Here is a 21,018-nt window from a genome sequence, read left to right on the forward strand (position 1 = left end):
CATCTTCAGGGTTCGGCAAACCCTAAGCAAACGGCAACCGTTCCTTGAGCATCACCCGTTAGCGTCGCCGGTGAAGATCAGGGGAGTTGGAGAGCTTTGTCCGAGGAACTGCGGCTGCGCGAGGGCACCGGGCTGAAGCCCGCCCTCGAGGGATACCTGAGCGACTGGTCGGTCAGAACCGGCATCGCGGTCGAGACGTGGGCGCTGCCCGACGCACCGCTCCCGCCCGCCGTCGTGCGCGGCGTCTACGCCGTCGTCACCGAGGCGCTCACCAACGTCGAACGCCACAGCGGCGCACGCCACGTGGCCATCGCCATCACGGTCGGCCCCACCGGCCTCCGCATGACGATCAGCGACGAGGGCGTCGGCTTCTCCGAAGGCACCACGGGCCGGGGCCTGACCACGATGAAGGCCAACTTCGTGGAGATCGGCGGCACGCTGTCGATCAACAGCGTCCTGGGCTCCGGGACCACGCTGAGCGGGGTCGTCCCGAAACGAGCACTCAGGGGAGCGTAGTTTCTCGGCGGGCCTTCAGGGGAGCCACGAGGATCTTCGGCCGCCTCACCGGAGCAAGCCGATGAAGGGCCCGGCGTCCGCAGGGAATGCGCCGGGCCGGGCGGGCTAGGGAAGCGTGAGGATTTCCACGCCCGTGTCGGTGACCACCACGGTGTGCTCGAACTGGGCGGTGCGCTTGCGGTCCTTGGTCACGGCGGTCCAGCCGTCGGACCAGACGTCGTAGTCGATCGTGCCGAGGGTCAGCATCGGCTCGATGGTGAAGGTCATGCCCGGGACCAGGGTCACCGCGAGCGACGGGTCGTCGTAGTGGGGGACGATCAGGCCGCTGTGGAAGGAGTAGGCGATGCCGTGGCCGGTGAAGTCGCGGACCACGCCGTAGCCGAACCGCTTCGCGTAGGCCTCGATCACGCGGCCGACGATGTTGAGCTGCCGGCCGGGGGCCACGGCCTTGATCGCGCGGTGGGTGGCCTCGCGGGTGCGCTCGACGAGCAGGCGCGACTCCTCGTCGACGTCGCCGACCAGGAAGGTCGCGTCGGTGTCGCCGTGGACGCCGCCGATGAAGGCGGTGATGTCGATGTTGATGATGTCGCCGTCGTTCAGGACGGTGTCGTCGGGGATGCCGTGGCAGATGACCTCGTTGAGCGAGGTGCACAGCGACTTGGGGTAGCCGCGGTAGCCGAGGGTCGAGGGGTAGGCGTCGTGGTCGAGCAGGAACTCGTGGCCGATGCGGTCGAGTTCGTCGGTGGTCACACCCGGCACGCAGTGCTTGCCGACCTCTTCCAGCGCCTGGGCGGCGATGCGCCCGGCGACCCGCATCTTCTCGATCGTCTCAGGGGTCTGCACGTCTGACGCGCCACGTTTCGGCTCCTTTTTCCCCACGTATTCCGGACGCTCGATGTGCGCGGGAACCTTGCGGGTGGGCGAGATCCGCCCGGGCCGGAGCAGTGTCGTCATGCGCGCAAGTCTATGTGCGCGCGGACGGGGCAAGATGGCCGATGTGAGCGAGCAAAGCGGACACTGGTGGTTCTGTCTCAAGCACATGCGGGTCGAGGGCGAGCAGGGGTGCCCCAACAAGGATCGCATGGGCCCCTACGACACGGAGGCCGAGGCGTCCAACGCGCTGGCGACGGCCTCGGCCCGCAACAAGTCCTGGAAAGACCAGGACAAGGACTGGGACGACGACTAACCCTTTCGAAAGATCAAATCCTCTTTCTCCACCTCGTCGCGGGGCGCGGCCGGCGCGGCCGGTTGGCGCCGGGTACGGCGGCCGGCCGGGGTGCGGCGGGCGGTGCCAGGGTGGGCGGAGCCGTAACGGAAGAAAGCTTTCAGAGCACCGCGTAGGCCCGTACCGGGAAGGTGCCCATCCCCACGACCAGTGGTGGTGCCGCGTGGAAGCGGAAGCCCGCCGGCGGGAGCGCGCCCAGGTTGGTGAGGTGCTCCACGATCGGGATGCCCGCCGCGAGCAGGGTCGTGTGGGCCGGGCGGTCGCCCTTCGGGGGCGTGGCGTCGATGTTGAGTGAGTCGATGCCCACCAGGACCGCGCCCCGGGCGACGAGCGCGGCGGCCGTTTCGCCGGTGATGGACGGATGCCCGGTGAAGTAGGCCTCGGTGCCCCAGTGTGTGTCCCAGCCCGTGTGGAACAGCACGGCCTTGCCCGCGACGTCGAGATCGTCGGGCAGGTCGGTGCCGTCGACGACCACGCCGTCGAGGTTCGCCAGTTTCTCCAGCGGCAGGCCCGACAGGTCGGCGCCGTCGGGGAAGCGGTGGTTGGGGCTGTCGAGGTAGGTCCCGGTGTTGGCCGCCATGGTGATGGTGCCGATGAAGAACTCGGTCCCCTCGGCGTAGAGGTCGCGGGAGGCCTCCCGGCTCAGGTGGACGCCCAGGACCGGCCCCGGGATGCCCGGATAGGTCGTCATCCCTTCGATGACGGGATGGCTGAGTTCGATGAGGGTCATGGTGTCCGGGCTGCCTTTCGCGCGACGAATCGGCCGACGGTGAACACGCCGATGGCGGTCCACACGATATTGAGGATCGCAGAGGGCCAGGCTCCGTGATATCCGCTGTTGACCGCCAGGGCGAGCGCGCCGCCGAGGTTGATGGCCTGGTAGGCGAGGCTGTCCCCGGTCATTTTCGCGGTGGAGACCAGGCCGTAGGCGATGAGGAGGGCGATCGCGCCGAGTGTGCCGATCACCGTGATGAACGTAGACATTTGCCCCTTATGTTCGCGGTATGTCCATTTGAAGGGCAAGTGAAGAAAACTAAAGCCGGACATTAAGGTGTGCTTCATGGACATTGACCCGCGACGATTGCGGATCCTCCATGAGGTCGCCCGTCGTGGTGGCGTGATGAAGGCCGCCGAAGCGCTCCACCTCACCCCGTCGGCCGTCTCCCAGCAACTGGCCCAGCTCGAACGCGAGGTCGGCCTGGCCCTGCTCGACCGCTCCCAGCGCCGCATCTCCCTGACTCCGGCGGGGCGGGTGCTCTCGGCCTACGGGGAGAGGATCGAGGAGCAGCTCGTCGAGGCCCGCAACGAACTGAGCCGCTTCGCCGACCGCCTGTCCGGGCCGGTGACCATCGCGGCGTTCCCGACGGTGATTCGCCATCTGCTGGTTCCGGCGCTCCGGGTCCTCGCCGAGCGGCACCCCCGGATCGTGCCGGTGATCAACGAGGTGTACGGCAGCGACGCCCTCCAGGAGCTTCGACTGGGCGCCGTGGATCTGGTGGTGACCGAGCGCGACATGAGCACGCCGGCGCAGTCACTCCCGTCGATGACGAGACACCGGCTCTACGACGACGAATACCGGATCGTGGCTCCGCCCAGCCTGGAGCACATCCCCGCCGACGTGAGTGAGCTCGCCGACCTGCCGTGGGTGGCGGGGGTGTCTTTCCAGGCGTGCGGGGCGGCGCTGGAGCGGCTCAGCCAGCTGCACGGGTTCGAGCCCCGGCGCAAGCACGTCATCTCGGAGTTCCCGCCCGTGCTGAGCCTGGTGGCGGCGGGTCACGGGGTGGCGATCGTGCCGTCTTTGGCGTTGCTGGACTTTCCTCGCGGCGAGGTGGTGGTGACCGGGATCCACGGCGTGGGGTCCCGGCGGATCGAAGCCCTCACCCGGGTCAGCCGGACGCGGTCAGGCGAGCCTGATCCGGTCCAGGCGGTGGTGATCGAGGTGCTGCGCGAGGCGGCCGAGGAACTGACCGAACGGGTGGCCCTCCTCAGCGCTTCCCTGGAAGCTCACTGAAGGATCGTCAGTCCGGTACCCGGGGGCCGCTGATGCGGTCGGCCAGGCGGGCTAAGCGTTCGCGCAGGCCCTTGCGGGCTTCGCCCGCCGCCATGCTGACCAGGTGTTGCGCTCCGTCGAAGGTCAGGGGGGCGGTCAGCCGGGGGACCGCGAAGGCGTCGTGGGCCAGGGACTCCAGTTCCGGGTCGCCGCCGTCGATGGCCAGGATGGTCGCGCCCGTCTTGCGCGCGTCGCTGACGCGTTCCAGCAGGGAGATCGGGGCCTCGGTCTCCGACACGACCACCAGGGTCTCGCCGCGACGCGCCTCCAGCAGGCGGTCGACGCCCACCCGCAGGTGCGGGGGAGCCGACAGGTCGGGGGACCAGCGCAGGAGGGTCGGGGTGAGCTGGGGCAGGCCCGCCAGGCGGGCCTCGTCGGCCAGATGGGCGGTCAGGTGCCACGGTTCGTCGTCGGGGGTGCCGGCGATCAGCAGGCCGCCCGGGGAGCGGGTGGTGCGCATCGCTCTGCCCAAGGCGCGGGCCCGGTCGGGCCATTCGGTGGAGTCGAGGGCCTCGCGCAGGAGGCTGACCGCTTCGGCGTCCATGGCGCCATCGTGCCTCAGCGGCTGGGAGCGCATCCGGCGCTTGAGTTTTTCCAACCCCGGACAATTCGCCTGACTCAGGACTTGACTCGCGTCTACTGGCGGGTAACCATCGGCTCACGGCGCCGTCCCCCGAGAAGTGATCCCGTGAAGGGCGGCTTGTCCCATGCGTCTTCGAGTCCGTGCCACCGTGCTCGCGATCGTGGCTCTCCTCCCGTTCGGCGGAATGTCCGTCGCCCAGGCCGCCGCGCCAGGTGACGTCGTCGAGGCCACTCCGACCACCGTCTATCTCGCCCCCGGCAAACTGCTGGAGGTGCCGGCCAGGGCCTGGCACCTCCGCTATCGGTCGACGTCGGCCGTCGGTGGGTCGAACATCGTCTCCGGTACGTTGCTCGTCCCCAAGTCCGGATATATCGGCAAAAGGCCCATCGTCGGGTACGCCGTCGGCACCCACGGGCTCGGCGACCAGTGCGCACCCAGCGCCGCGATGGCCAACGGCACCGAACTCGAACTCGCCTTCGTCAGCCTGATGCTGCTCAAGGGCTGGGCCGTGGCGGTCACCGACTACGAGGGGCTGGGGACGCCGGGAGACCACACGTACATGGCGGGCAAGGCCCAGGCGCACGCGGTGCTCGACTCGATCCGGGCGGCCACCCGGGTCTCCGGGGCGGGGCTGTCGACCGGCGGGCCCGTGGCGATCATGGGCTATTCGCAGGGCGGCTCCTCCGCCGGGTGGGCGGCCCAGCTCCAGCCCGCCTACGCCCCGGAGCTCAGGCTGCGCGGGGTGGCGGCGGGGGGCGTACCGGCGGATCTGAAGAAGGTCGCCGAGAACCTCGACGGCGGCGGTGACTTCGGGCTGTCGGCGGCGGCGGGCCTCGGGTTCGACGCGGCCTACCCGGAACTGCGGCTCGGCGACTACCTGACGCCCGAGGGCGCCGCGCTGTTCGCCGACGCCCGCGACGACTGCGTCGGCGACCTGCGCGACAAGCTCGCCGGACGCACCCTCGCCGAACTCACCACCCAGGACGTCATGAACCGCCCCGACTGGACCGCCCGCCTCCAGGAGAACCGCCTCGGCGGGACGAAGCCGTCGGTGCCCATGTTCGTCTGGCACGGCACCGGCGACGAGATCATCCCGATCGCGGTCAGCCGGACCCTCCGCTCGGAGTGGTGCGCCAAGGGCGCCACGGTGACATGGACGAGCGTGCCCGCGCCTGACCACGTGCTCGGCGCGGTCGAGGGCGGCCCGCTGGCCATCGCCTGGCTGGCCGGACGGATGCTCGGACTACCCGCCTTCGGGAACTGCTGATCAGCCGCCGGTGTTGTGCCTGGCATGATCGAAGGCATGTCCGACCAACTTGAAAACGTGACGATCGCGATCCTCGGCGGCACCGGCGACCAGGGCAACGGCCTCGCTCGCCGGTTCGCCCTGGCCGGGCACCGCGTGCTCATCGGCTCGCGCAACGCCGACCGCGCCCGGTCCGCCGCCGAGGCCCTCGCCGAGTCTGGCCGCGTCGAGGGCGGCGCGAACGCCGACGTGGCGGCCGAGGCCGATCTGGTCGTCGTCGCGGTGCCGTGGGACGGCCACAAGGCGCTCCTGACCGACCTGCGCGACGTGCTGACCGGGAAGATCGTGGTCGACTGCGTCAACCCGCTCGGGTTCGACAAGCAGGGCGCCTACGCCCTCCCGGTCGAGGAGGGCAGCGCGACCCAGCAGGCCGCGGCGGTGCTGCCCGAGAGCCGCGTGGTCGGGGCGTTCCACCACGTCTCTGCCAAACTGCTGCTCGACCCGGCCGTCGAGACGATCGACCTCGACGTGCTGGTTCTGGGTGACGACCGGGAGGCGACCGAGCTGGTCCAGGCTCTGGCGGCCCGGATCCCGGGGGTGCGCGGCGTCTATGGGGGGCGTCTGCGCAACGCCCACCAGGTCGAGGCGTTCACCGCGAACCTGGTGGCCATCAACCGGCGCTACAAGGCCCACGCGGGCATCCGCGTCACGGACGTCTGAGTCGGTCGGCGGTTGCTCTCGGCGTGACCCAGGTGTTCACGCCGGGGGCTTGGGCATCTCGGCGCTAGGCGTTCGAGATCAGCCAATCGGCGACCGCCCCGGGGGCGACCACCTGGTGCAGGTGGTCGCCGGGGATTCGGGTCACCGGCCACCCTCGTTCGTCCGCTTCCTTGGCGGTTCGCTCGTAAGGATCGCTGAACCACAGGTACGCGCCCCGTACCCGGTCCCAGCTGTGCGGCACCGGGATGTGCTGGCTGTAGTACAGCAGCGGAAGGCGCGGCTGCTCGGCCACGATCTCCTCGCGGGTCCGTCTGTCGGGGACCAGCTCCGACACCATCTCCTCCGGCCACCAGTCGGTCCACCGGGGGAGCAGGCCGTTCTCGTCCGCCATCGCGCCCAGGAACGTCAGGTGGTCGGACTCGGCGGCGGGGATGGACCCCCGCCGGGGCGGCAGCGCGGCGTCGACGAACAGCACCGCCGTCACCTGGCCCCGCAGGCGTTCGGCCATCAGGGGGATGTAGAGGCCGGCGTTGCTGTGGGCGACGATCACCAACGGGCCTTCGGGGGCGGACATGGACACCTGGTCGACCACGCGCGGCCAATAGGGGGGCGGGCCGCTGGTCACGTCGGTCAAGGTCGGGACCACGGCGCGGCGGGCGCGGGCGCGGAGTTCGGCCGCCACCGGGGTCCACGTGGACGGGCCGACCGATGGGCTGTGCACGAGGAGGAAGGTGGCGTCCATGGCCTCCAATATTCACCCGCCATGCCGATTTTGGGGGGCTTGTCCGCTGCCCGTGAACAATCTTCCTTCTCCGCGGCAGATTCAGGACGCGAGCCACAGCCGGCCTCCGGCCGTCCGTGTCTCGCTCACACGACGAGCGTGGGCAGAGCGGGGCGGCGGCGGGTGCCGTTGTAGTCGTGCCAGGCGGATCTCAGGCCTTCGACGGCGAGGGTCAGCTCCGGCTCGGGGTGGACGAACGGCAGCCGCAGCATCGACTCGTAACCCGTCCCGGCGGGGTCGAAGGCCGTGCCGGGCGGAACCGCGACGCCGTGCCGTGCGGTGACCTGGGCGAACGCGCCCGCGTCGCCTCGGGGGAGGCTGACCCACAGGGTCTGGCCGCCCGGCACCGGCTCGGCCGACCACTCCGGCAGGTGCTCGCGCAGCAGGGACACCAGGTGGTCGTGGCGGCGCTTCAGCACCGCGATGCGTGATGAGCGCACGTCTTCGTAGCGGTCGAGGAGGACGGCCGCCGCGAGCTGGCCGATGACGTCGCCGCCCAGGTCGTGGATGGCGCGGCGGCGGGCCAGGCGGGAGATCACCGGGGCCGCCGCCCTGATCCAGCCGACCCGCATGCCGCCCCACACCAGTTTGCTCATCGAACCGACCGTCAGGATCTGCTCGCCGCGCGCGTAGGCGGCCAGCGGGAGCGGGCGTTCGCCGTCGAAGCACAGGTCGGCCGGGACCGCGTCGTCGATCACCGGCACGTCGGCCTCCTCCGCCCAGGCCACGAGCCGCCGCCGGGCCACCGCCGGCATCGAGCGGCCGGTGGGGTTGTGGGCGGTCGGGATCGTGTACGCCAATGCGGGCCGCACCGGCGCCGACCGGCCACGTGGCGACAGGGTGCCCCATTCGTGCAGCTCGTCGAGGTCGCAGGCGTCGATCCTGGCGCCGGCGTCGAGCAGGATCTCCGAGGCCCCCGTGTAGGTCGGCGACTCCACCCTGACCGTGTCGCCGGGGGTGACGAACTGACCCGCCAGGAACGAGATCGCCTGCTGGCCGCCGTTGGTGGCCAGGATCTCGCCCGGCTCGGTCGGCAGGCCGAGCCGGGTGTAGTGGCGGGCCACCGCGCGGCGGAACTCCGGGTGCCCGGCCGGGTGGTAGCCGATGTCGACGGGCAGCCTCACCGCCGCCTCCTGGTAGGCCTGGACCAGCTCCGGCGGCGGCCCGACCGGGGCCGCGCAGGTCAGCAGGGTCACCCCGTCGGGCGGGTCGAGCACGTGCAGCAGCAGCGGATTGGCCCCGGCGCCCGACGACCGGCTGATCGGGAGCTCCGCCTCGGCCACCCTGGTGCCGCTGCCCTGCCGCCGGACCAGGCGGCCCTCCTGCTGGAGGAGCTCGTACGCGGAGACGACCGTCCCCCGCCCGACCGCCAGCCGCCGGGCCAGCAGCCGATCAGGGGGCAGCGGGGAGCCCGGCGTGAGCAGGCCGTCGTCGATGAGGCCGCGCAGGCGGGCGGCCAGCAGGAGATAGAGCGGGCCCCGCCCGGACGCCCAGCGCCCGAGCCACCCGACCAGCCGATCCTCCTCGGTCATGCCGCCATCCTGACATTGGATCGGAATTCGAGCCAATTGTCTGAGATTGGCTCTCCAAGCAGTCCCTTGGACCCGTCATCCTTATTTGTGTGACTGATTTGCGACCGGATACACGAGTTGTCCATCTTCCCAAGGTTCAGCCTGAAGGCAGCACGCCGATCTCGACGCCGATCTACCAGACCTCCGGGTTCGTGTTCGACGATCCGGCCGTGTTCGCCGACGGGATGGGCCGCCCCGACGCGGCCTTCGTCTACGGCCGTTACTCCAACCCGACCACCCGGGTGCTGGAAGAGGCCGTCGCCGATCTGGAGGGCGGGGTCGCCGCCATCGCCGCCTCGACCGGCATGGGCGCCATCAACACGATCTTCCTGGCCCTGCTCAGCCCGGGTGACCACGTGATCGCGCAGCACTCCCTCTACGGCGGCACCGGCCACATGCTGGAGGAACTGGAGGCGCGCTTCAAGATCGACGTCACTTACGTCCCCGAGGACGACCCCGACGCGGTCCGCGCCGCGGTGCGGCCGGAGACCAAATTCCTCTACCTGGAGACCATCGCCAACCCGATGACCCAGGTCGCCGACCTGCCCGGCATGTGCGCGGTGGCGCGGGAGGCCGGGATCCCGGTGATCGTGGACAACACGTTCGCCTCGCCGATCCTGTGCCGTCCGATCGAGCACGGCGCGTCGATCGTGGTGCACTCCTCGACCAAATACCTCGCCGGCCACGCCGACATCGTCGGCGGCATCTCGGTCTTCGCCGACCAGGAGCTCTACCTCAAGGTCTGGAAGTTCCACGCCGGCCTCGGCGCGGCCCCCGACCCCTTCGCGTCGTGGCTGACCCTGCGCGGGATCCAGACGCTGCCGCTGCGGATGGCCCGGCACACGGAGAACATCCGGATCCTGGCCGCCCGCTTCGCCGAGCACCCCGCCGTCGAGGCCGTGCACTGGCCGGGCCTGCCCACCCACAAGTCCCACGCCCTGGCCACCAAGCTGCTGCCCGAGTTCGGCGGCGTCTTCTCCTTCGACCTGGTCGGCGGCCGGGAGGCGGGGGAGCGGTTCATGAGCTCGCTGAAGGTCGCCCTGCTCGCCCCCTCGCTCGGAGGCGTCGAGACGCTGGTCATGCAGCCCTCGACCACCTCGCACCGCTCGGTGTCCGACGCGGCTCTGGAGGCGGCCGGAATCAGGCCCGGCACGGTCCGCATCGCGGTGGGCATCGAGAACGTCGAGGACCTGTGGGACGACTTCGCCCAGGCACTCAACCCCTCCGACTGACCTTCGCCACGTCCCGTCCGCCTGGCCCGACGCCGACCTGCGGATCTGTGCGAACCCGCTGTCGAGCCGTACGCGATGATGGGCCGATGAGGCTCACGCGCGACGAAGTGATCGAAGCCGCCTCGGTGATCGGCGGGCGCGTCAGGCGCACGCCGGTCGTCGAGGCCGCCCCCGGGGTCTGGCTCAAGCTGGAGTGCCTCCAGCATTCGGGGTCGTTCAAGGTGCGGGGCGCCTTCAACACGATCATCTCCGCCGATCTCCCCGCGGCCGGGGTGATCGCGGCCAGCGGCGGCAACCACGGCCTGGCGGTGGCGTACGCGGCCCGGACTCTGGGGATCCGCGCGGAGATCTACGTGCCCGAGGTGTGCGCACCGGTCAAGATCGCCGGCTTGCGCTCGATGGGCGCGGAGGTGGTCGTGACCGGGGCCATCTACGCGGAGGCCCTGGAGGCTTCGCGGAAGCGCGCCGCAGAGACGGGGGCCTTGGAACTTCACGCCTACGACCAGACCGAGGTCGTCGCGGGCCAGGGCACGCTCGCCCTGGAACTCGAAGAGCAGATCCCTGACCTCGACACGATCGTGGTCGCGGCGGGTGGCGGCGGGCTGGCCGGGGGAGTGCGGGCTGCGTTCGGCGGAGACGTCGTGGTGGTGGAACCCGAGCTGATCCCGACGATTCACGAGGCGTTGAAAGCCCGCGAACCCGTCCAGGTCGAGGTCTCCGGCGTGGGGGCCGACGCACTGGGTGCGAGCAAGGCGGGCCGGATCGCTCTGGAGGTCCTCCAGGACCGGGTGACGAGCGTGCTGGTCACCGACGAGGCCATCATCGACGCCCGCCGCACTCTCTGGCGCGAGCACCGGGTCGTGGCGGAGCACGCGGGGGCTGCGGCCTTCGCGGCGCTGCTCTCCGGCGTATGGCAACCCGCCCCTGGAAGCACGACGGCGATCGTGGTGTGCGGCTCGAACACCGACCCCGCGACCTTGGCTTGAGCGCAGCGTCAGCCGATGTCCTGAAATGTCGGGCGGCGCAAGTGTCCCGACAAGCCAAGGCCTTCAAGCTCCTTTTCCGTTACGGCTTCGCCTACCCTGACCCCGCCCGCCGCCTCATCGGGGTGCCGTATCCGGCGCCCACCGGCCGCGCCGGACCGCACCGCGACGTCAAGATCCATGATCACGATGGCAGGGCTTTTCTGTCCTTTTCGATTCCCGGTGGGGCGTGCCCGTGATCGAGCAAGGACGGATTCTCCTCCAGCATCTGATGCTGTCCCCGATCTGCTCCGGGGTGAGCGTCTCCATCGCGCTCCCGACGAGGCGCCCCTGAGGCGTGGCCGCTGTCGTTGCGGCGGTGGCGTGAGCGGGTGGTTGGCGCCGGATGCGGTGCGAGGGGAGATGGTGGGCGGTGCCTGGGTAGGCGGAGCCGTAACGGAGAAAGGGTTTGGGGCTTTCTCGCGGTATTTGCTGAGGGACCTCCCGGTCACCCCCGGCGGAGTCCATGTCGCGACGGGGGTGACCGGTGAGGTTAGCTGTAGCTGTGCTCCTTGGCCGGGAAGGCGCCGGAGCTCACTTCGTCGGCGAAGGCGCGGACCGCGCGGTCCATTTCGCCGTGGAGGTCGAAGTATTTCTTCACGAACTTGGCCGGGTGTTCGGTCAGGCCCATCAGGTCCTGCCAGACCAGCACCTGGGCGTCGGTGCCCGGACCGGCGCCGATGCCGATCGTCGGGATCGACAGGGCGGCCGTGACCCGGTTGGCCAGGTCGGTGGGGACGCACTCGAGGACGAGTGAGAAGGCCCCGGCGTGTTCGAGGGCCTTCGCGTCGGCCATCAGCTCGTCGCCCGACTGGCCCCGGCCCTGGACGCGGTAGCCGCCGAACGCGTTGACCGACTGCGGGGTAAGGCCCAGGTGGCCCATGACCGGGATTCCGGCCGATACGAGGGCTTCCACCTGCGGCAATACCCGGTTGCCGCCCTCCAGTTTGACCGCGTGGGCGCCGGCTTCCTTCATGAAGCGGGCCGCGGTCTCCATGGCCTGCTGCGGGCTGGCCTGGTAGGAGCCGAAGGGCAGGTCGGCGACGACCAGGGCGCGGGAGGAACCGCGCACCACTGCCGCCGTGAGGGGGATGAGGTCCTCGACCGTGACCGGCAGGGTCGAGTCGTAGCCGTAGACGACCATCGCGGCCGAGTCGCCGACGAGCATGACCGGTATGCCGGCCTCGTCGAAGACCCGTGCGGTCATCGCGTCGTAGGCGGTCACCATCGGCCACTTCTCGTGGCGGCCCTTGGCGGCCTGGACGTCGCGCACGGTCACCCGGCGGCCGGTGGCCCCGCCGTAGAGAGCGGCCGTGTTTGGTGCAGAGGACATGGCTACCTCCTGGTCTCGTGGCGCCCCTGTGGCGTCCCCGGACAGTCGCATCATCGCATGTGACATCGGGATAGAACACCCCGGCCACTATCGGTAATCCGGGTCGGTTAGAACTCCGCTGCCCGAGAAACCGGGTGGGGAACTGTCGGCAGGTGTTGGCACAATACTGGGCGGAGGTCGTAAGTAATGAATACCGCGTTTGAACCTTACCGACGTTTGCTCAGGCTCCCCGGTGTGACCCCTGTGGTGATCCTGGGCCTGTTGACTCGCATCCCGGCGACCGCGACCGGGCTGACGATCACGCTGCACGTCGTGCAGACACTGGGGTTGTCCTGGGCCCAGGCGGGCGTCGCGGGCACGGCCTCGACCGTCGGCATGGCCATCGGGTCGCCGCTGCTCGGGCGGATCGTCGACCGGCGGGGGACCAGGTCGGTCGTCGCGGTGACGTCGCTGGTGCAGCTGGTGTTCTGGGTGAGCGCCCCGATGTTGCCCTACGAGGTGCTGGTGGGCGCGGCCTTCGTGGCGGGGCTGCTGATGCTGCCCGTCTTCGGGCTGATCCGGCAGTGCATGGCGGCCATGGTGCCCAAAGACCAGCACCGCACCGGGTTCGCGCTCGACTCGATGTGCGTCGAGTTGTCCTACATGATCGGCCCGGCCGTCGGTGCCGCCGCGGTGAGCGCGGTGTCGAGCGCGGTGGCCATGCGGGCCGTCGGCATCGGGCTGGCGCTGGCCGGGCTGGCGCTCTTCGTGCTCAACCCGCCGACCCGCTCGGCCGAGGAACTGGCCGCCGGGCCCGGTGAGAAGGTGCCGATCCGGCGCTGGCTGAGCCCGCGCGTGCTGACGATCTTCGGGGTGACCTCCGCGCTGACCTTCGTGCTGACCGCGACCGACCTGGCCATCGTGGCGACCCTGGAGCACGCCGGCGACGCCGCCTGGATCGGGCTGGTCATCGGCGTCTGGTGCTTCGCCTCGCTCGTCGGCGGCTTCGTCTACGGCCTGCTGCCGCGCGGGTTCTCGCCGCTGGTGATGATCGGCGGGCTGTGCGCGCTGACCATTCCGGTCGGGCTGGTCGGCGGGGGCTGGTGGTGGCTGATCCCGGCGCTCATCCCGGGTGGGCTGCTCTGCGCGCCGTCGTTGTCGACGACGGTCGACTACGTCAACAAATCGGTCCCGGCCTCGGCGCGCGGGGAATCAATGGGGCTGCACGGGACGTTCCTCACCATCGGCGTCTCATCGGCCGGTCCTGTCGCCGGTCTGATCATCGACGGGTGGGGTCCGGGCTGGGCCTTCGCCGGGGCGGGCGCCATCGGGCTGCTGGCGGTGCTGATCGCGGTGCCGTTCTGGCGGATGCCGGTCCGGGTGAAGGAGCCCGTTAAAGTTCTCGCCTAGTTTTCGAAACGCGACCGTTGCGTATCGTTATTCGACGGGTGTACCGTTTCGATACGAAACGCAATCGTATCGAAAGTTTTCGGGGGCAATTCCGTGGATCAACACACGGGACACCCACGCCGCTGGCAGATCCTCGGCGTAATGGTGTTCTCGCTGCTCGCGGTGGTGCTCGACCAGACCATCCTGAACGTGGCGATCAAGACGATCGCCGACCCCGTTCACGGTCTGGGCGCCACCCAGAGCGAGCTCGAATGGGCCATGAACTCCTACACCCTGGCGTTCGCCGGCCTGCTGTTCACCTTCGGCGTGCTGGGCGACCGGCTCGGCCGCAAGCGCATGCTGATGGCGGGCATGGCGCTCTTCCTGATCGCCTCGGTGGTCAGCGCCTACGCACAGGACCCCAACCAGCTGATCGCCGCTCGTGCCCTCATGGGCGTCGGGGGCGCGGCCATCATGCCGGCCACCCTGGCGATCATCTCCAACGTCTTCCCCTACAACGAGCGGGCCAAGGCCATCGGCATCTGGGCGGCCGGGGTCGGCATCGCCGTCGCCATCGGCCCGATCACCGGCGGCATCCTGCTCGAGCACTTCTGGTGGGGTTCGGTCTTCCTGGTCAACGTGCCGATCGTGCTGATCGGGCTGGTCCTCAACGGCATCCTCACGCCCGACTCCAAGGACCCGCAGAAGGCCAGGCTCGACCCGATCGGCGTGCTGCTGTCGATCCTCGGCCTCGTCTCGCTCGTCTACGGCATCGTCCGGATCAGCGACCTCGGCACCGTCGCCGACGTGACCGTCATCGTGCCGGTCGCGCTGGGCGTGGCGATCCTCGCGGGGTTCGTCTGGTTCGAGGCCCGCTCCGACCATCCCGCGTTCGACGTGCGCCACTTCCGCAACCCGGCGTTCTCCACCGCCATCGCCACGGTCGGGCTGGTGTTCTTCTCGGCCATCGGCGTCATGTTCTTCATGGCCTTCTACTGGCAGATCGTGCGCGGCTACTCCCCGCTCCAGTCGGGCGCGCTGGTGCTGCCGTTCGCGGCGGCACAGCTGCTGTTCTCCCCGCGCAGCGCCGCCCTGGTCGACAAGTACGGCGCCCGCGCCGTCGGCACGGTCGCGATGGCCGTGATCACGGTGGTCCTGGCCGCCTACATCTTCGTCCAGGTCGACACCCCGATCTGGATCCTGCTGGTGCTCGGGTTCGTCCAGGGCGCCGCGATGGCCAACATCATGCCGCCCGCGACCACGGCGGTCATGAACGCGCTGCCTCGTGAGAAGGCCGGCGTCGGCTCCTCGATGAGCAACGTGTTCCGCCAGGTCGGCTCCTGCCTCGGCATCGCCGTGCTGGGCGCGATCCTGTCGGCCAGCTTCCGCAGCGACATGGAGGGCCCCGCCTCCGCGCTGCCCGGCGAGGTCGGCCACGCCGTCCGTGAGTCGATCGCCGGCGCCGCCGGGGTCGCCGAGGCCCTCGGGCCGCAGGGCGCCACGCTGCTGCGCACCGCCAACGAGGCGTTCGTCACGGGCGTCCACTGGGCGTCCGGAGCCGCCGCCCTGGCGACCCTGATCGGGGTCGTCGTGGTGGCGCGGTGGATGCCGGGCAAGTCGGCCCCCACCGTCGTCCCCGACCTGGTCAAAGCCGAATCGGCAGTGGGGTGACCCTTGAGCATGGAGTCCGCGGTGCGGGGGCGTCCCCGTAGCGAGCGTGCCGAGAAGGCGATCGTCGACGCCACGCTCGACATGATCGGCGAGGGCGTCACGGTGTCGGAGCTGTCGATCGAGGCGGTCGCGACCCGCGCCGGGGTCGGCAAGACCACGATCTACCGGCGCTGGTCGAACAAGGAAGACCTGGTCGTCGACTCCCTCGCCACGCTCCGGCTGCCGATGCCGGAGCCCGGCGGCACCGACGTGCGGGCCGACCTGATCATGTTCCTCGAAGTGATGCGGTCGGAGTCGGGCGAACTGCGCAACCGGTGTGTCACCAACATCGCGATGAACGAGGCCGATCGGTTCCCCGACCTCTACCGCCGGTTCCGTGAGCTCGTCATCGAGCCCCGCCGCGAGGCCTTCCGCCAGGTCCTGCGGCGCGGCGTCGCCGCCGGTGAGCTGCGCGCCGACCTCGACGTCGAGGTGGCCATGCTGATGCTGACCGGCGCGATGATCTCGCAGACCAAGATGTCAGGCCCGGCCCACCGTGTGCCCGAAGACCTGCCCACCCGCCTGGTCGACGAGGCACTGCGCGGATTCCGCCAGCGGTGACCCCGGGGCGGGCCCGGCCGTGTGCCGGGCCCGCCTTCCGCGTCACTCAGGAGGTCACCCGGAAGGTGGCGTCCTGGCGGTCGACGGCGCTCGACGACGCGTTGACCGGGTCGATGCGCAGCAGGTAGGCGTAGTGGCGCAGGTGGCGGTCCGGGAAGTTGTACGACCGGAACGACGACCAGTTGCCGTCGGCGAGCCCGGCCACACGGTAGAAGGTGGCGTCGGCGCGGAACGTCGCCGTCCCGTCGTTCGGGTCGAGGCGCATCACGTAGTCCCAGTGCCGCAGGAAGTTGCCCGGCCGGTTCACCGACTCGAACGACACCCCCGCCGAGTCGGCCAGACCGGGCACCATGCGCCACAGCTGGTCCTGGTGCGGGTCGAACGGATAGGGGTCGATGCGGCCGGCCAGGTTGGCGTGGCGGACGAAGTAGTCGGGGAAGTTGTACGACTTCAGCCGCACCCACGAGGGCAGCCCCCACCGGGAGACCAGCGCGTTGTACTCGGCGTCGCTGATCCCCGCGATCGAGCCGTGCTTGGAGTTCAGCGGCGGGGTGTAGTCACGCTGGTTCGCCGCGCTCCACGCGTTCGCGCCGATGTTCGACGACGTCCACAGGTAGTAGTCGTTGTTGACCGGGCTGAAGGAGTCGCCCCACAGCCGCCAGCCGCCCTCGTTGGTCTTCAGCAGCAGCGGCGCCTCGATGGCGTTGGCCTGGCGCAGGCCGCTCGTGTAGGTGGTGAAGGTGTTCGGCTGGCCGGTGGAGGAGCGCGCGCCGTACAGGAGCCCGTCGTTCAGGTTCTTGTAGTAGAGGTACGTCGTGGCGCCGTCGACCACGATGTCGCCGTCGAGCACGTTGAAGCTCGGGCTGAAGAAGGTCTGCTGCGCGCTGACCGATTGGAAGTCGGCGGTGTAGTTGACCGCGAAGACGTCCCGGCCTCCGGTGTTGTACGAGTAGACGATGCCGTACTGCCCCCGCGAGTTGTCGCGGAAGACGGTCGGGGCCCAGGTGTGGCTGCCGGTGGTGTGCATGCGCAGGCGGCGGTAGCCGGTGAAGTTGGTCAGGTTGACCGAGTCCCAGACGTGCAGGTATTGGCTGACTGAACCGAAGTTGGTGCCCTTGAGGTCGGTGGCGATCACGACGAAGGTGCCGTCGGTCTTGCGGAAGACCTGGGGGTCGCGCAGGCCGAGCTGGCCCGCGGTGGGGGTGACGACGGGGTTGTTCTGGTTGAGGGGCGACCAGTTCAGGCCGTCCCGGCTGACCGCCAGGTGCAGGCCGTAGTCCGAGGCCGACTGGTTGGGGGTCTCGGTGAAGTAGGCGAAGACGTAGGCGGTGTTGGCCGCCCATGCGGGGCGGGAGAATCCCGCCACACCTGCGGTCGTCAGTGCGGCCGTCGTGAGGGTGGCCTTGCCGAACTGCCTGCGGCTGAGGGTCACGGGGAGCGTCCTTTCCGCCGGCCGTCACCGGATGGGGAAAGCCGGGCGCCTTGAGGGGTTCAGGGCAGAGAACACGTGCTCCCATGAGGCGTGAAAGCGGCCTGCGCGGCGGGCGGATCCCCGTGCCGTGATCGCGGTTCCCGGAGACGGTCGATGGCGTGACCAGGACGGGCACTGTGCCGAGGAGCGACGGTCAGGATCGCGGCCGGGAGCGGGCCGGTTTCCTGGGAGGAGCCGGAATCAGTGGATGGGGGGCCTGGGTCGGCCCGTGCGCGGCCGTCGTCGGTGAGCGGTGGAAGATCTGGTCGGAGGGGTCATCCATCGCCCTACAGCCAGGTCGAGCCGAGGTGTTATCGCTAACATTTCATGGCGGAACTCCTTCGGGGGCGTAATCGACGACTACATCCGACGCCTCATCCGCCGTCAACAAGCCGACGATTCGATCTGGCGGCTGGGGGAACTTCTAGCTGGACATTCGCCGGGTGAGGGCGGTGATCCGTGGCCCGCGCACCCTGAAAATTTCACGGAAACCACCAGCGGTGAGCCTGCCCTCGAACGCCCGGTGGGCGGCCTGCTCAGCTCGCGTGCCGCCCGCAGGGCCGGGCCGGGTTGGTCGTGGCTGGTCATCTCGGCGGGCGTCCTTCTCGCGGGCGTTGGGCACGGCCGGGCATGGTCGCCGCCGGGCACATCAGGCGGGAGCCCTCGCGGGTCGACGGGTCAGCCTTCGACGGCGGGCGGCACGCGCGATGCCGTGACGGGTTCGAGGAGTCGCCTCACGCGGTCCCTGCTTCGGCGCGTTCTTCGCCGAGGCCGGCGCCTACGCCGAAGGTCCGACGTTTCTGATGAGAGGGAACGTCGTCGGCGACACCGCCGCCTGAGCCGAGCGATACGGCCTGGGATCAGGGGCGGGGGCCGGCGCCCAGGACGTCGCCGAGGTCGTCGACCGGTAGGCCCCTGCCCGTTTTCGCCTTCGGGGCGGTGACGGTCATCGGCTTCTCCCAGTCGCGGAACTGGGTGGCGTAGTAGGCCCGGAAGATCCGGTCGTGGCCGAAGCCCTTCACCTCGGGATGCGGGTGGGCGTAGAAGCGCCAGCCGACCCGGTAGGGCCAGCCCCGGTCGTCGTACATGTACGTCCACGTCACCACGGACGAACCGACCGCCGCCGTGCCCGCGGCCTCGCGGAGGCTCGGGGAGACGCGGGCGAGTTCGGCGAACGTGATGTCGCCCGACAGGGAGTAGATCCGGTGCTTCCGGCCGGTGGTGCGATCCTTCGTCCAGGAGGAGACGCTCTTGCGGTGCTTGCCGGACAGCAGCTTGCGCAGGGTGGCCGGTTCCAGCACGTTCACGAACTGGTCGCCGATCAGGGCCGCCGCACCGCTCGCCCGGCCGGTCCGCAGCCACGCCTTCGTCTTCGGCGCCAGCTGGTAGTGCCAGCCGCCCACGCTGACCGTGCGCATCGGTCCTTCGGCGCGCAGCACCCCGGCGAAGTAGGCGTCCTCGGGCGCCGCCTCCTCCATCATGAACCGGGTGCCGATCTTCATCTTCTTGGTCTCTTCCGAGGCGGCGACGCCGCTCCCGCCCAGCTTGACCCTGCCGGTGCCGCTCAGGTTCATGGCGGCCCGGTGGGTGATCCACTGGCCCGTGTCCAGCCGCGTCGTCCGCGCCAGCGTCGTGGCGACGTTGCCGTAGAACTCGGTCGTCGCCCCGGCGCCCCGGGCGAGCAGGGCCCTGAGTGCGGCCATCGGGTCGGGCTCCGCCGTCTGCGCGTGGGCGGCGGCGGGAGTGGCGGCCACGATGGCCAGGGCGACGATGAGGGGGCGCATGCCGTCCAATCGGGGTCGAATCTGGTTCGATCTTGGATTGGGCGAATCTAGCGTGTTCGAGCACCGACTAGGACGGCATCTCCCGCCACTTGTTCGTGATCGGCAGGCGCCGGTCGCGGCCGAAGTTCTTGGGGCTGATCTTCGGGCCCGGCGGATACTGCCGGCGCTTGTACTCGGCGGTGTCGACCATCCTGATCACCCGCAGCACCAGTTCCGGGTCGTGCCCGGCGGCGATCAGGGCGTCGCGGCCCATGTCCTTCTCGACGTAGTCGTCGAGCAGCCGGTCGAGCACCTCGTACTCGGGGAGGGAGTCGGTGTCCTTCTGGTCGGGGCGCAGTTCGGCGCTGGGCTCCTTGGTGATGGAGTTGTCCGGGATCGGGGGCGGGTCTGACTGGGTGTTGCGCCACCGCGACAGCTCCCAGACCAGGGTCTTCGGCACGTCCTTGATCGGCGCGTAGCCGCCCGCCGAGTCGCCGTAGAGGGTCGAGTAGCCCGCCGCCAGCTCGCTCTTGTTGCCGGTGGTGAGCACCAGGTGGCCGTGCTGGTTCGACAGCGACATCAGGAGCATGCCGCGTACGCGGGCCTGGAGGTTCTCGGCCGCCAGCCCGGTCAGCTCGACCTCCTTCTCGAACGCGGCCACCACGTCGGCGATCGGCACGATCCGGGAGTGGATGCCCTGGCGGCGGACCAGGTCTTCGGCGTCGGCGATCGAGTGGTCGGAGCTGTAGCGCGAGGGCATCAGCACGACGTGGACCCGGTCGGGGCCGATGGCGTCGGCGGCGATCGTGGCGGTCAGGGCCGAGTCGATGCCGCCCGACAGGCCCAGGATGACCGAGCGGAAGCCGTTCTTCTCCACGTAGTCGCGCACCCCGAGCACGAGGGCGCCGTAGACCTCGGCGGCGTCGTCGAGGCGTTCGGCGATCACCGAGGGCCGCGGGTCGAACGTGACCGGCTCCTCCGACAGGATCAGCCGCTCGACCGTGATCGAGGTGCCGTCGCCGGCGTCGTACACGACCTCGCCCGGTTCACCGGAACCCAGCGGCAGGTCGAGGTCGGCGAAGAGGAGTTCCTCGGTGAACTGGGCCGCGCGGGCCAGGAGCGTTCCGTCGGCGCCGACCACCAGGGAGTCGCCGTCGAAGACCAGTTCGTCCTGCCCGCCGACCTGGTTGGCGTAGGCGAGGGCGCAGCCCGCCTCGACGGCCCGCCGTGCGCACAGGTCGCGCCGCACGTCGTCTTTCTCCCGCTCGTACGGCGAGGCGTTCGGCACCACCAGAAGACCCGCGCCGGCCGCTCCGGCCACCGACACCGGGCCGCCCTCCTGCCACAGGTCCTCGCAGATCGCGACGGCCACGTCGACGCCGTGGAGGCGGAAGACCGGCAGCCGGTCGCCGCGCACGAAGTAGCGGTATTCGTCGAAGACGCCGTAGTTGGGCAGGTGGTGCTTGGCGGTGCGGGCGACCACCCGGCCCTGGTAGAGCACGGCGGCGGCGTCGAGGGGGGCGCCCTTGGGCTGGCCCACCCGGGCCACCCGGTCGGCCCGGTCGACGTAGCCGACGACCACGGGAAGATCGCCGTATCCGGCCTCGGCGAGGCGGCGGGCCGAGACAGAAAGGGCCTCGATCGACGCGTCGACGAACGAGGCGCGCAGGACCAGGTCCTCGACCGGATAGCCGGTCAGGAACATCTCCGTGAAGAGCACCAGGTGGGCGCCGCCCGCGTGGGCCCTGCCGGTCCATTCGACGATCCGGTCGGCGTTTCCGGCGAGGTCGCCGACGACGGGGTTGGTCTGGGCGAGTGCGATGCGGAGTTGAGCCACGAGACCAGCCTACGGTGACGCCCCGGTTT

The 21,018-nt window shown here is 70.1% G+C and carries 20 protein-coding genes; 10 read left to right on the plus strand and 10 right to left on the minus strand.

Annotated features, from left to right (window positions below):
- Positions 1-96: 96 nt before the first annotated feature.
- Complete coding sequence (locus AW272_RS17055; protein ID WP_066365769.1) at positions 97-516, plus strand: sensor histidine kinase; 420 nt, start codon at positions 97-99, stop codon at positions 514-516.
- 105 nt (positions 517-621) lie between these two features.
- Here AW272_RS17055 and map read toward each other — a convergent pair whose 3' ends face one another.
- Entirely contained in the window at positions 622-1,470 is an 849-nt protein-coding gene (gene map / locus AW272_RS17060) for a type I methionyl aminopeptidase (protein ID WP_066365772.1), read from the minus strand.
- A 34-nt stretch (positions 1,471-1,504) separates the two neighbouring features.
- Between map and AW272_RS17065 the strand changes: the two genes are divergently transcribed.
- Entirely contained in the window at positions 1,505-1,702 is a 198-nt protein-coding gene (locus AW272_RS17065; protein ID WP_066365775.1) for a hypothetical protein, read from the plus strand.
- Positions 1,703-1,841: 139 nt separating this feature from the next.
- Here the strand turns inward: AW272_RS17065 and AW272_RS17070 are convergent, their stop codons facing one another.
- Together AW272_RS17070 and AW272_RS17075 are read right to left on the minus strand one after the other, a co-directional pair.
- The gene (locus AW272_RS17070) at positions 1,842-2,471 is read right to left on the minus strand and encodes a cyclase family protein (protein ID WP_066365777.1); all 630 of its coding nucleotides are present in this window, start codon (positions 2,469-2,471) and stop codon (positions 1,842-1,844) included.
- A complete protein-coding gene (locus tag AW272_RS17075) occupies positions 2,468-2,803 on the minus strand; it encodes a CBU_0592 family membrane protein (protein WP_245657594.1) in 336 nt (111 codons plus the stop codon). The genes AW272_RS17070 and AW272_RS17075 overlap by 4 nt, the downstream gene beginning before the upstream one ends.
- Between AW272_RS17075 and AW272_RS17080 the strand changes: the two genes are divergently transcribed.
- Positions 2,802-3,752 (plus strand): LysR family transcriptional regulator, encoded by a 951-nt coding sequence (locus AW272_RS17080; RefSeq protein ID WP_066365780.1) that lies wholly within the window; start codon positions 2,802-2,804, stop codon positions 3,750-3,752. The two genes, AW272_RS17075 and AW272_RS17080, sit on opposite strands and share 2 nt — an antisense overlap.
- A gap of 7 nt (positions 3,753-3,759) precedes the next feature.
- Here AW272_RS17080 and AW272_RS17085 read toward each other — a convergent pair whose 3' ends face one another.
- Positions 3,760-4,335 (minus strand): hypothetical protein, encoded by a 576-nt coding sequence (locus AW272_RS17085; RefSeq protein ID WP_083958402.1) that lies wholly within the window; start codon positions 4,333-4,335, stop codon positions 3,760-3,762.
- 163 nt (positions 4,336-4,498) lie between these two features.
- On the opposite strand from AW272_RS17085, the gene AW272_RS17090 reads away from it, so the two are divergent.
- Positions 4,499-5,641 (plus strand): lipase family protein, encoded by a 1,143-nt coding sequence (locus AW272_RS17090; protein WP_066365796.1) that lies wholly within the window; start codon positions 4,499-4,501, stop codon positions 5,639-5,641.
- A 36-nt stretch (positions 5,642-5,677) separates the two neighbouring features.
- A complete protein-coding gene (npdG, locus tag AW272_RS17095) occupies positions 5,678-6,340 on the plus strand; it encodes an NADPH-dependent F420 reductase (RefSeq protein ID WP_066365994.1) in 663 nt (220 codons plus the stop codon).
- A 64-nt stretch (positions 6,341-6,404) separates the two neighbouring features.
- Here npdG and AW272_RS17100 read toward each other — a convergent pair whose 3' ends face one another.
- Both AW272_RS17100 and AW272_RS17105 read right to left on the minus strand, forming a co-directional pair.
- Complete coding sequence (locus AW272_RS17100) at positions 6,405-7,082, minus strand: hypothetical protein (RefSeq protein WP_066365798.1); 678 nt, start codon at positions 7,080-7,082, stop codon at positions 6,405-6,407.
- Positions 7,083-7,207: 125 nt separating this feature from the next.
- On the minus strand, positions 7,208-8,653 hold the full coding sequence (locus AW272_RS17105; protein ID WP_066365800.1) for an aminotransferase-like domain-containing protein: 1,446 nt from the start codon (positions 8,651-8,653) through the stop codon (positions 7,208-7,210).
- 89 nt (positions 8,654-8,742) lie between these two features.
- Here AW272_RS17105 and AW272_RS17110 point away from each other — a divergent pair, with 89 nt between their 5' ends.
- Both AW272_RS17110 and AW272_RS17115 read left to right on the plus strand, forming a co-directional pair.
- Entirely contained in the window at positions 8,743-9,924 is a 1,182-nt protein-coding gene (locus tag AW272_RS17110; protein ID WP_066365802.1) for a trans-sulfuration enzyme family protein, read from the plus strand.
- An 86-nt stretch (positions 9,925-10,010) separates the two neighbouring features.
- Positions 10,011-10,910, plus strand: coding sequence for a threonine/serine dehydratase (locus AW272_RS17115; protein ID WP_066365805.1), 900 nt, complete (start codon positions 10,011-10,013; stop codon positions 10,908-10,910).
- Between the two features lie 529 nt (positions 10,911-11,439).
- On the opposite strand, the gene panB is transcribed toward AW272_RS17115, so the two are convergent.
- A complete protein-coding gene (gene panB / locus AW272_RS17120; RefSeq protein ID WP_066365807.1) occupies positions 11,440-12,279 on the minus strand; it encodes a 3-methyl-2-oxobutanoate hydroxymethyltransferase in 840 nt (279 codons plus the stop codon).
- A gap of 234 nt (positions 12,280-12,513) precedes the next feature.
- Here panB and AW272_RS17125 point away from each other — a divergent pair, with 234 nt between their 5' ends.
- From AW272_RS17125 to AW272_RS17135, 3 genes are all read left to right on the plus strand, one after another.
- Positions 12,514-13,668, plus strand: a complete 1,155-nt coding sequence (locus AW272_RS17125) for an MFS transporter (protein ID WP_245657595.1) — start codon at positions 12,514-12,516, stop codon at positions 13,666-13,668.
- Between the two features lie 141 nt (positions 13,669-13,809).
- Positions 13,810-15,318: an MFS transporter gene (locus tag AW272_RS17130; protein ID WP_066365813.1), complete on the plus strand. Its 1,509-nt coding sequence runs from the start codon at positions 13,810-13,812 to the stop codon at positions 15,316-15,318.
- Between the two features lie 21 nt (positions 15,319-15,339).
- Entirely contained in the window at positions 15,340-15,918 is a 579-nt protein-coding gene (locus AW272_RS17135; protein ID WP_245657596.1) for a TetR/AcrR family transcriptional regulator, read from the plus strand.
- Positions 15,919-15,964: 46 nt separating this feature from the next.
- Here AW272_RS17135 and AW272_RS17140 read toward each other — a convergent pair whose 3' ends face one another.
- The 3 genes from AW272_RS17140 to AW272_RS17150 form a co-directional block, all read right to left on the minus strand.
- The gene (locus tag AW272_RS17140) at positions 15,965-17,350 is read right to left on the minus strand and encodes a glycoside hydrolase family 43 protein (protein ID WP_066365819.1); all 1,386 of its coding nucleotides are present in this window, start codon (positions 17,348-17,350) and stop codon (positions 15,965-15,967) included.
- An 899-nt stretch (positions 17,351-18,249) separates the two neighbouring features.
- The gene (locus tag AW272_RS17145) at positions 18,250-19,173 is read right to left on the minus strand and encodes a hypothetical protein (RefSeq protein ID WP_066365821.1); all 924 of its coding nucleotides are present in this window, start codon (positions 19,171-19,173) and stop codon (positions 18,250-18,252) included.
- Between the two features lie 67 nt (positions 19,174-19,240).
- A complete protein-coding gene (locus tag AW272_RS17150; protein ID WP_066365824.1) occupies positions 19,241-20,989 on the minus strand; it encodes an NAD+ synthase in 1,749 nt (582 codons plus the stop codon).
- Positions 20,990-21,018 lie beyond the last annotated feature (29 nt).

This window comes from Herbidospora mongoliensis (assembly GCF_001570545.1).
Taxonomy (GTDB): domain Bacteria; phylum Actinomycetota; class Actinomycetes; order Streptosporangiales; family Streptosporangiaceae; genus Herbidospora; species Herbidospora mongoliensis.

Excerpts from the sequence above, each read along its gene's own strand:
- map (WP_066365772.1), bottom strand. The coding sequence starts at position 1,470 with ATGACGACACTGCTCCGGCCCGGGCGGATCTCGCCCACCCGCAAGGTT.
- AW272_RS17065 (WP_066365775.1), top strand. The coding sequence starts at position 1,505 with ATGGCCGATGTGAGCGAGCAAAGCGGACACTGGTGGTTCTGTCTCAAG.
- AW272_RS17070 (WP_066365777.1), bottom strand. The coding sequence starts at position 2,471 with ATGACCCTCATCGAACTCAGCCATCCCGTCATCGAAGGGATGACGACC.
- AW272_RS17080 (WP_066365780.1), top strand. The coding sequence starts at position 2,802 with ATGGACATTGACCCGCGACGATTGCGGATCCTCCATGAGGTCGCCCGT.
- AW272_RS17075 (WP_245657594.1), bottom strand. The coding sequence starts at position 2,803 with ATGAAGCACACCTTAATGTCCGGCTTTAGTTTTCTTCACTTGCCCTTC.
- AW272_RS17085 (WP_083958402.1), bottom strand. The coding sequence starts at position 4,335 with ATGGACGCCGAAGCGGTCAGCCTCCTGCGCGAGGCCCTCGACTCCACC.
- AW272_RS17090 (WP_066365796.1), top strand. The coding sequence starts at position 4,499 with ATGCGTCTTCGAGTCCGTGCCACCGTGCTCGCGATCGTGGCTCTCCTC.
- npdG (WP_066365994.1), top strand. The coding sequence starts at position 5,678 with ATGTCCGACCAACTTGAAAACGTGACGATCGCGATCCTCGGCGGCACC.
- AW272_RS17100 (WP_066365798.1), bottom strand. The coding sequence starts at position 7,082 with ATGGACGCCACCTTCCTCCTCGTGCACAGCCCATCGGTCGGCCCGTCC.
- AW272_RS17105 (WP_066365800.1), bottom strand. The coding sequence starts at position 8,653 with ATGACCGAGGAGGATCGGCTGGTCGGGTGGCTCGGGCGCTGGGCGTCC.
- AW272_RS17115 (WP_066365805.1), top strand. The coding sequence starts at position 10,011 with ATGAGGCTCACGCGCGACGAAGTGATCGAAGCCGCCTCGGTGATCGGC.
- panB (WP_066365807.1), bottom strand. The coding sequence starts at position 12,279 with ATGTCCTCTGCACCAAACACGGCCGCTCTCTACGGCGGGGCCACCGGC.
- AW272_RS17130 (WP_066365813.1), top strand. The coding sequence starts at position 13,810 with ATGGTGTTCTCGCTGCTCGCGGTGGTGCTCGACCAGACCATCCTGAAC.
- AW272_RS17145 (WP_066365821.1), bottom strand. The coding sequence starts at position 19,173 with ATGCGCCCCCTCATCGTCGCCCTGGCCATCGTGGCCGCCACTCCCGCC.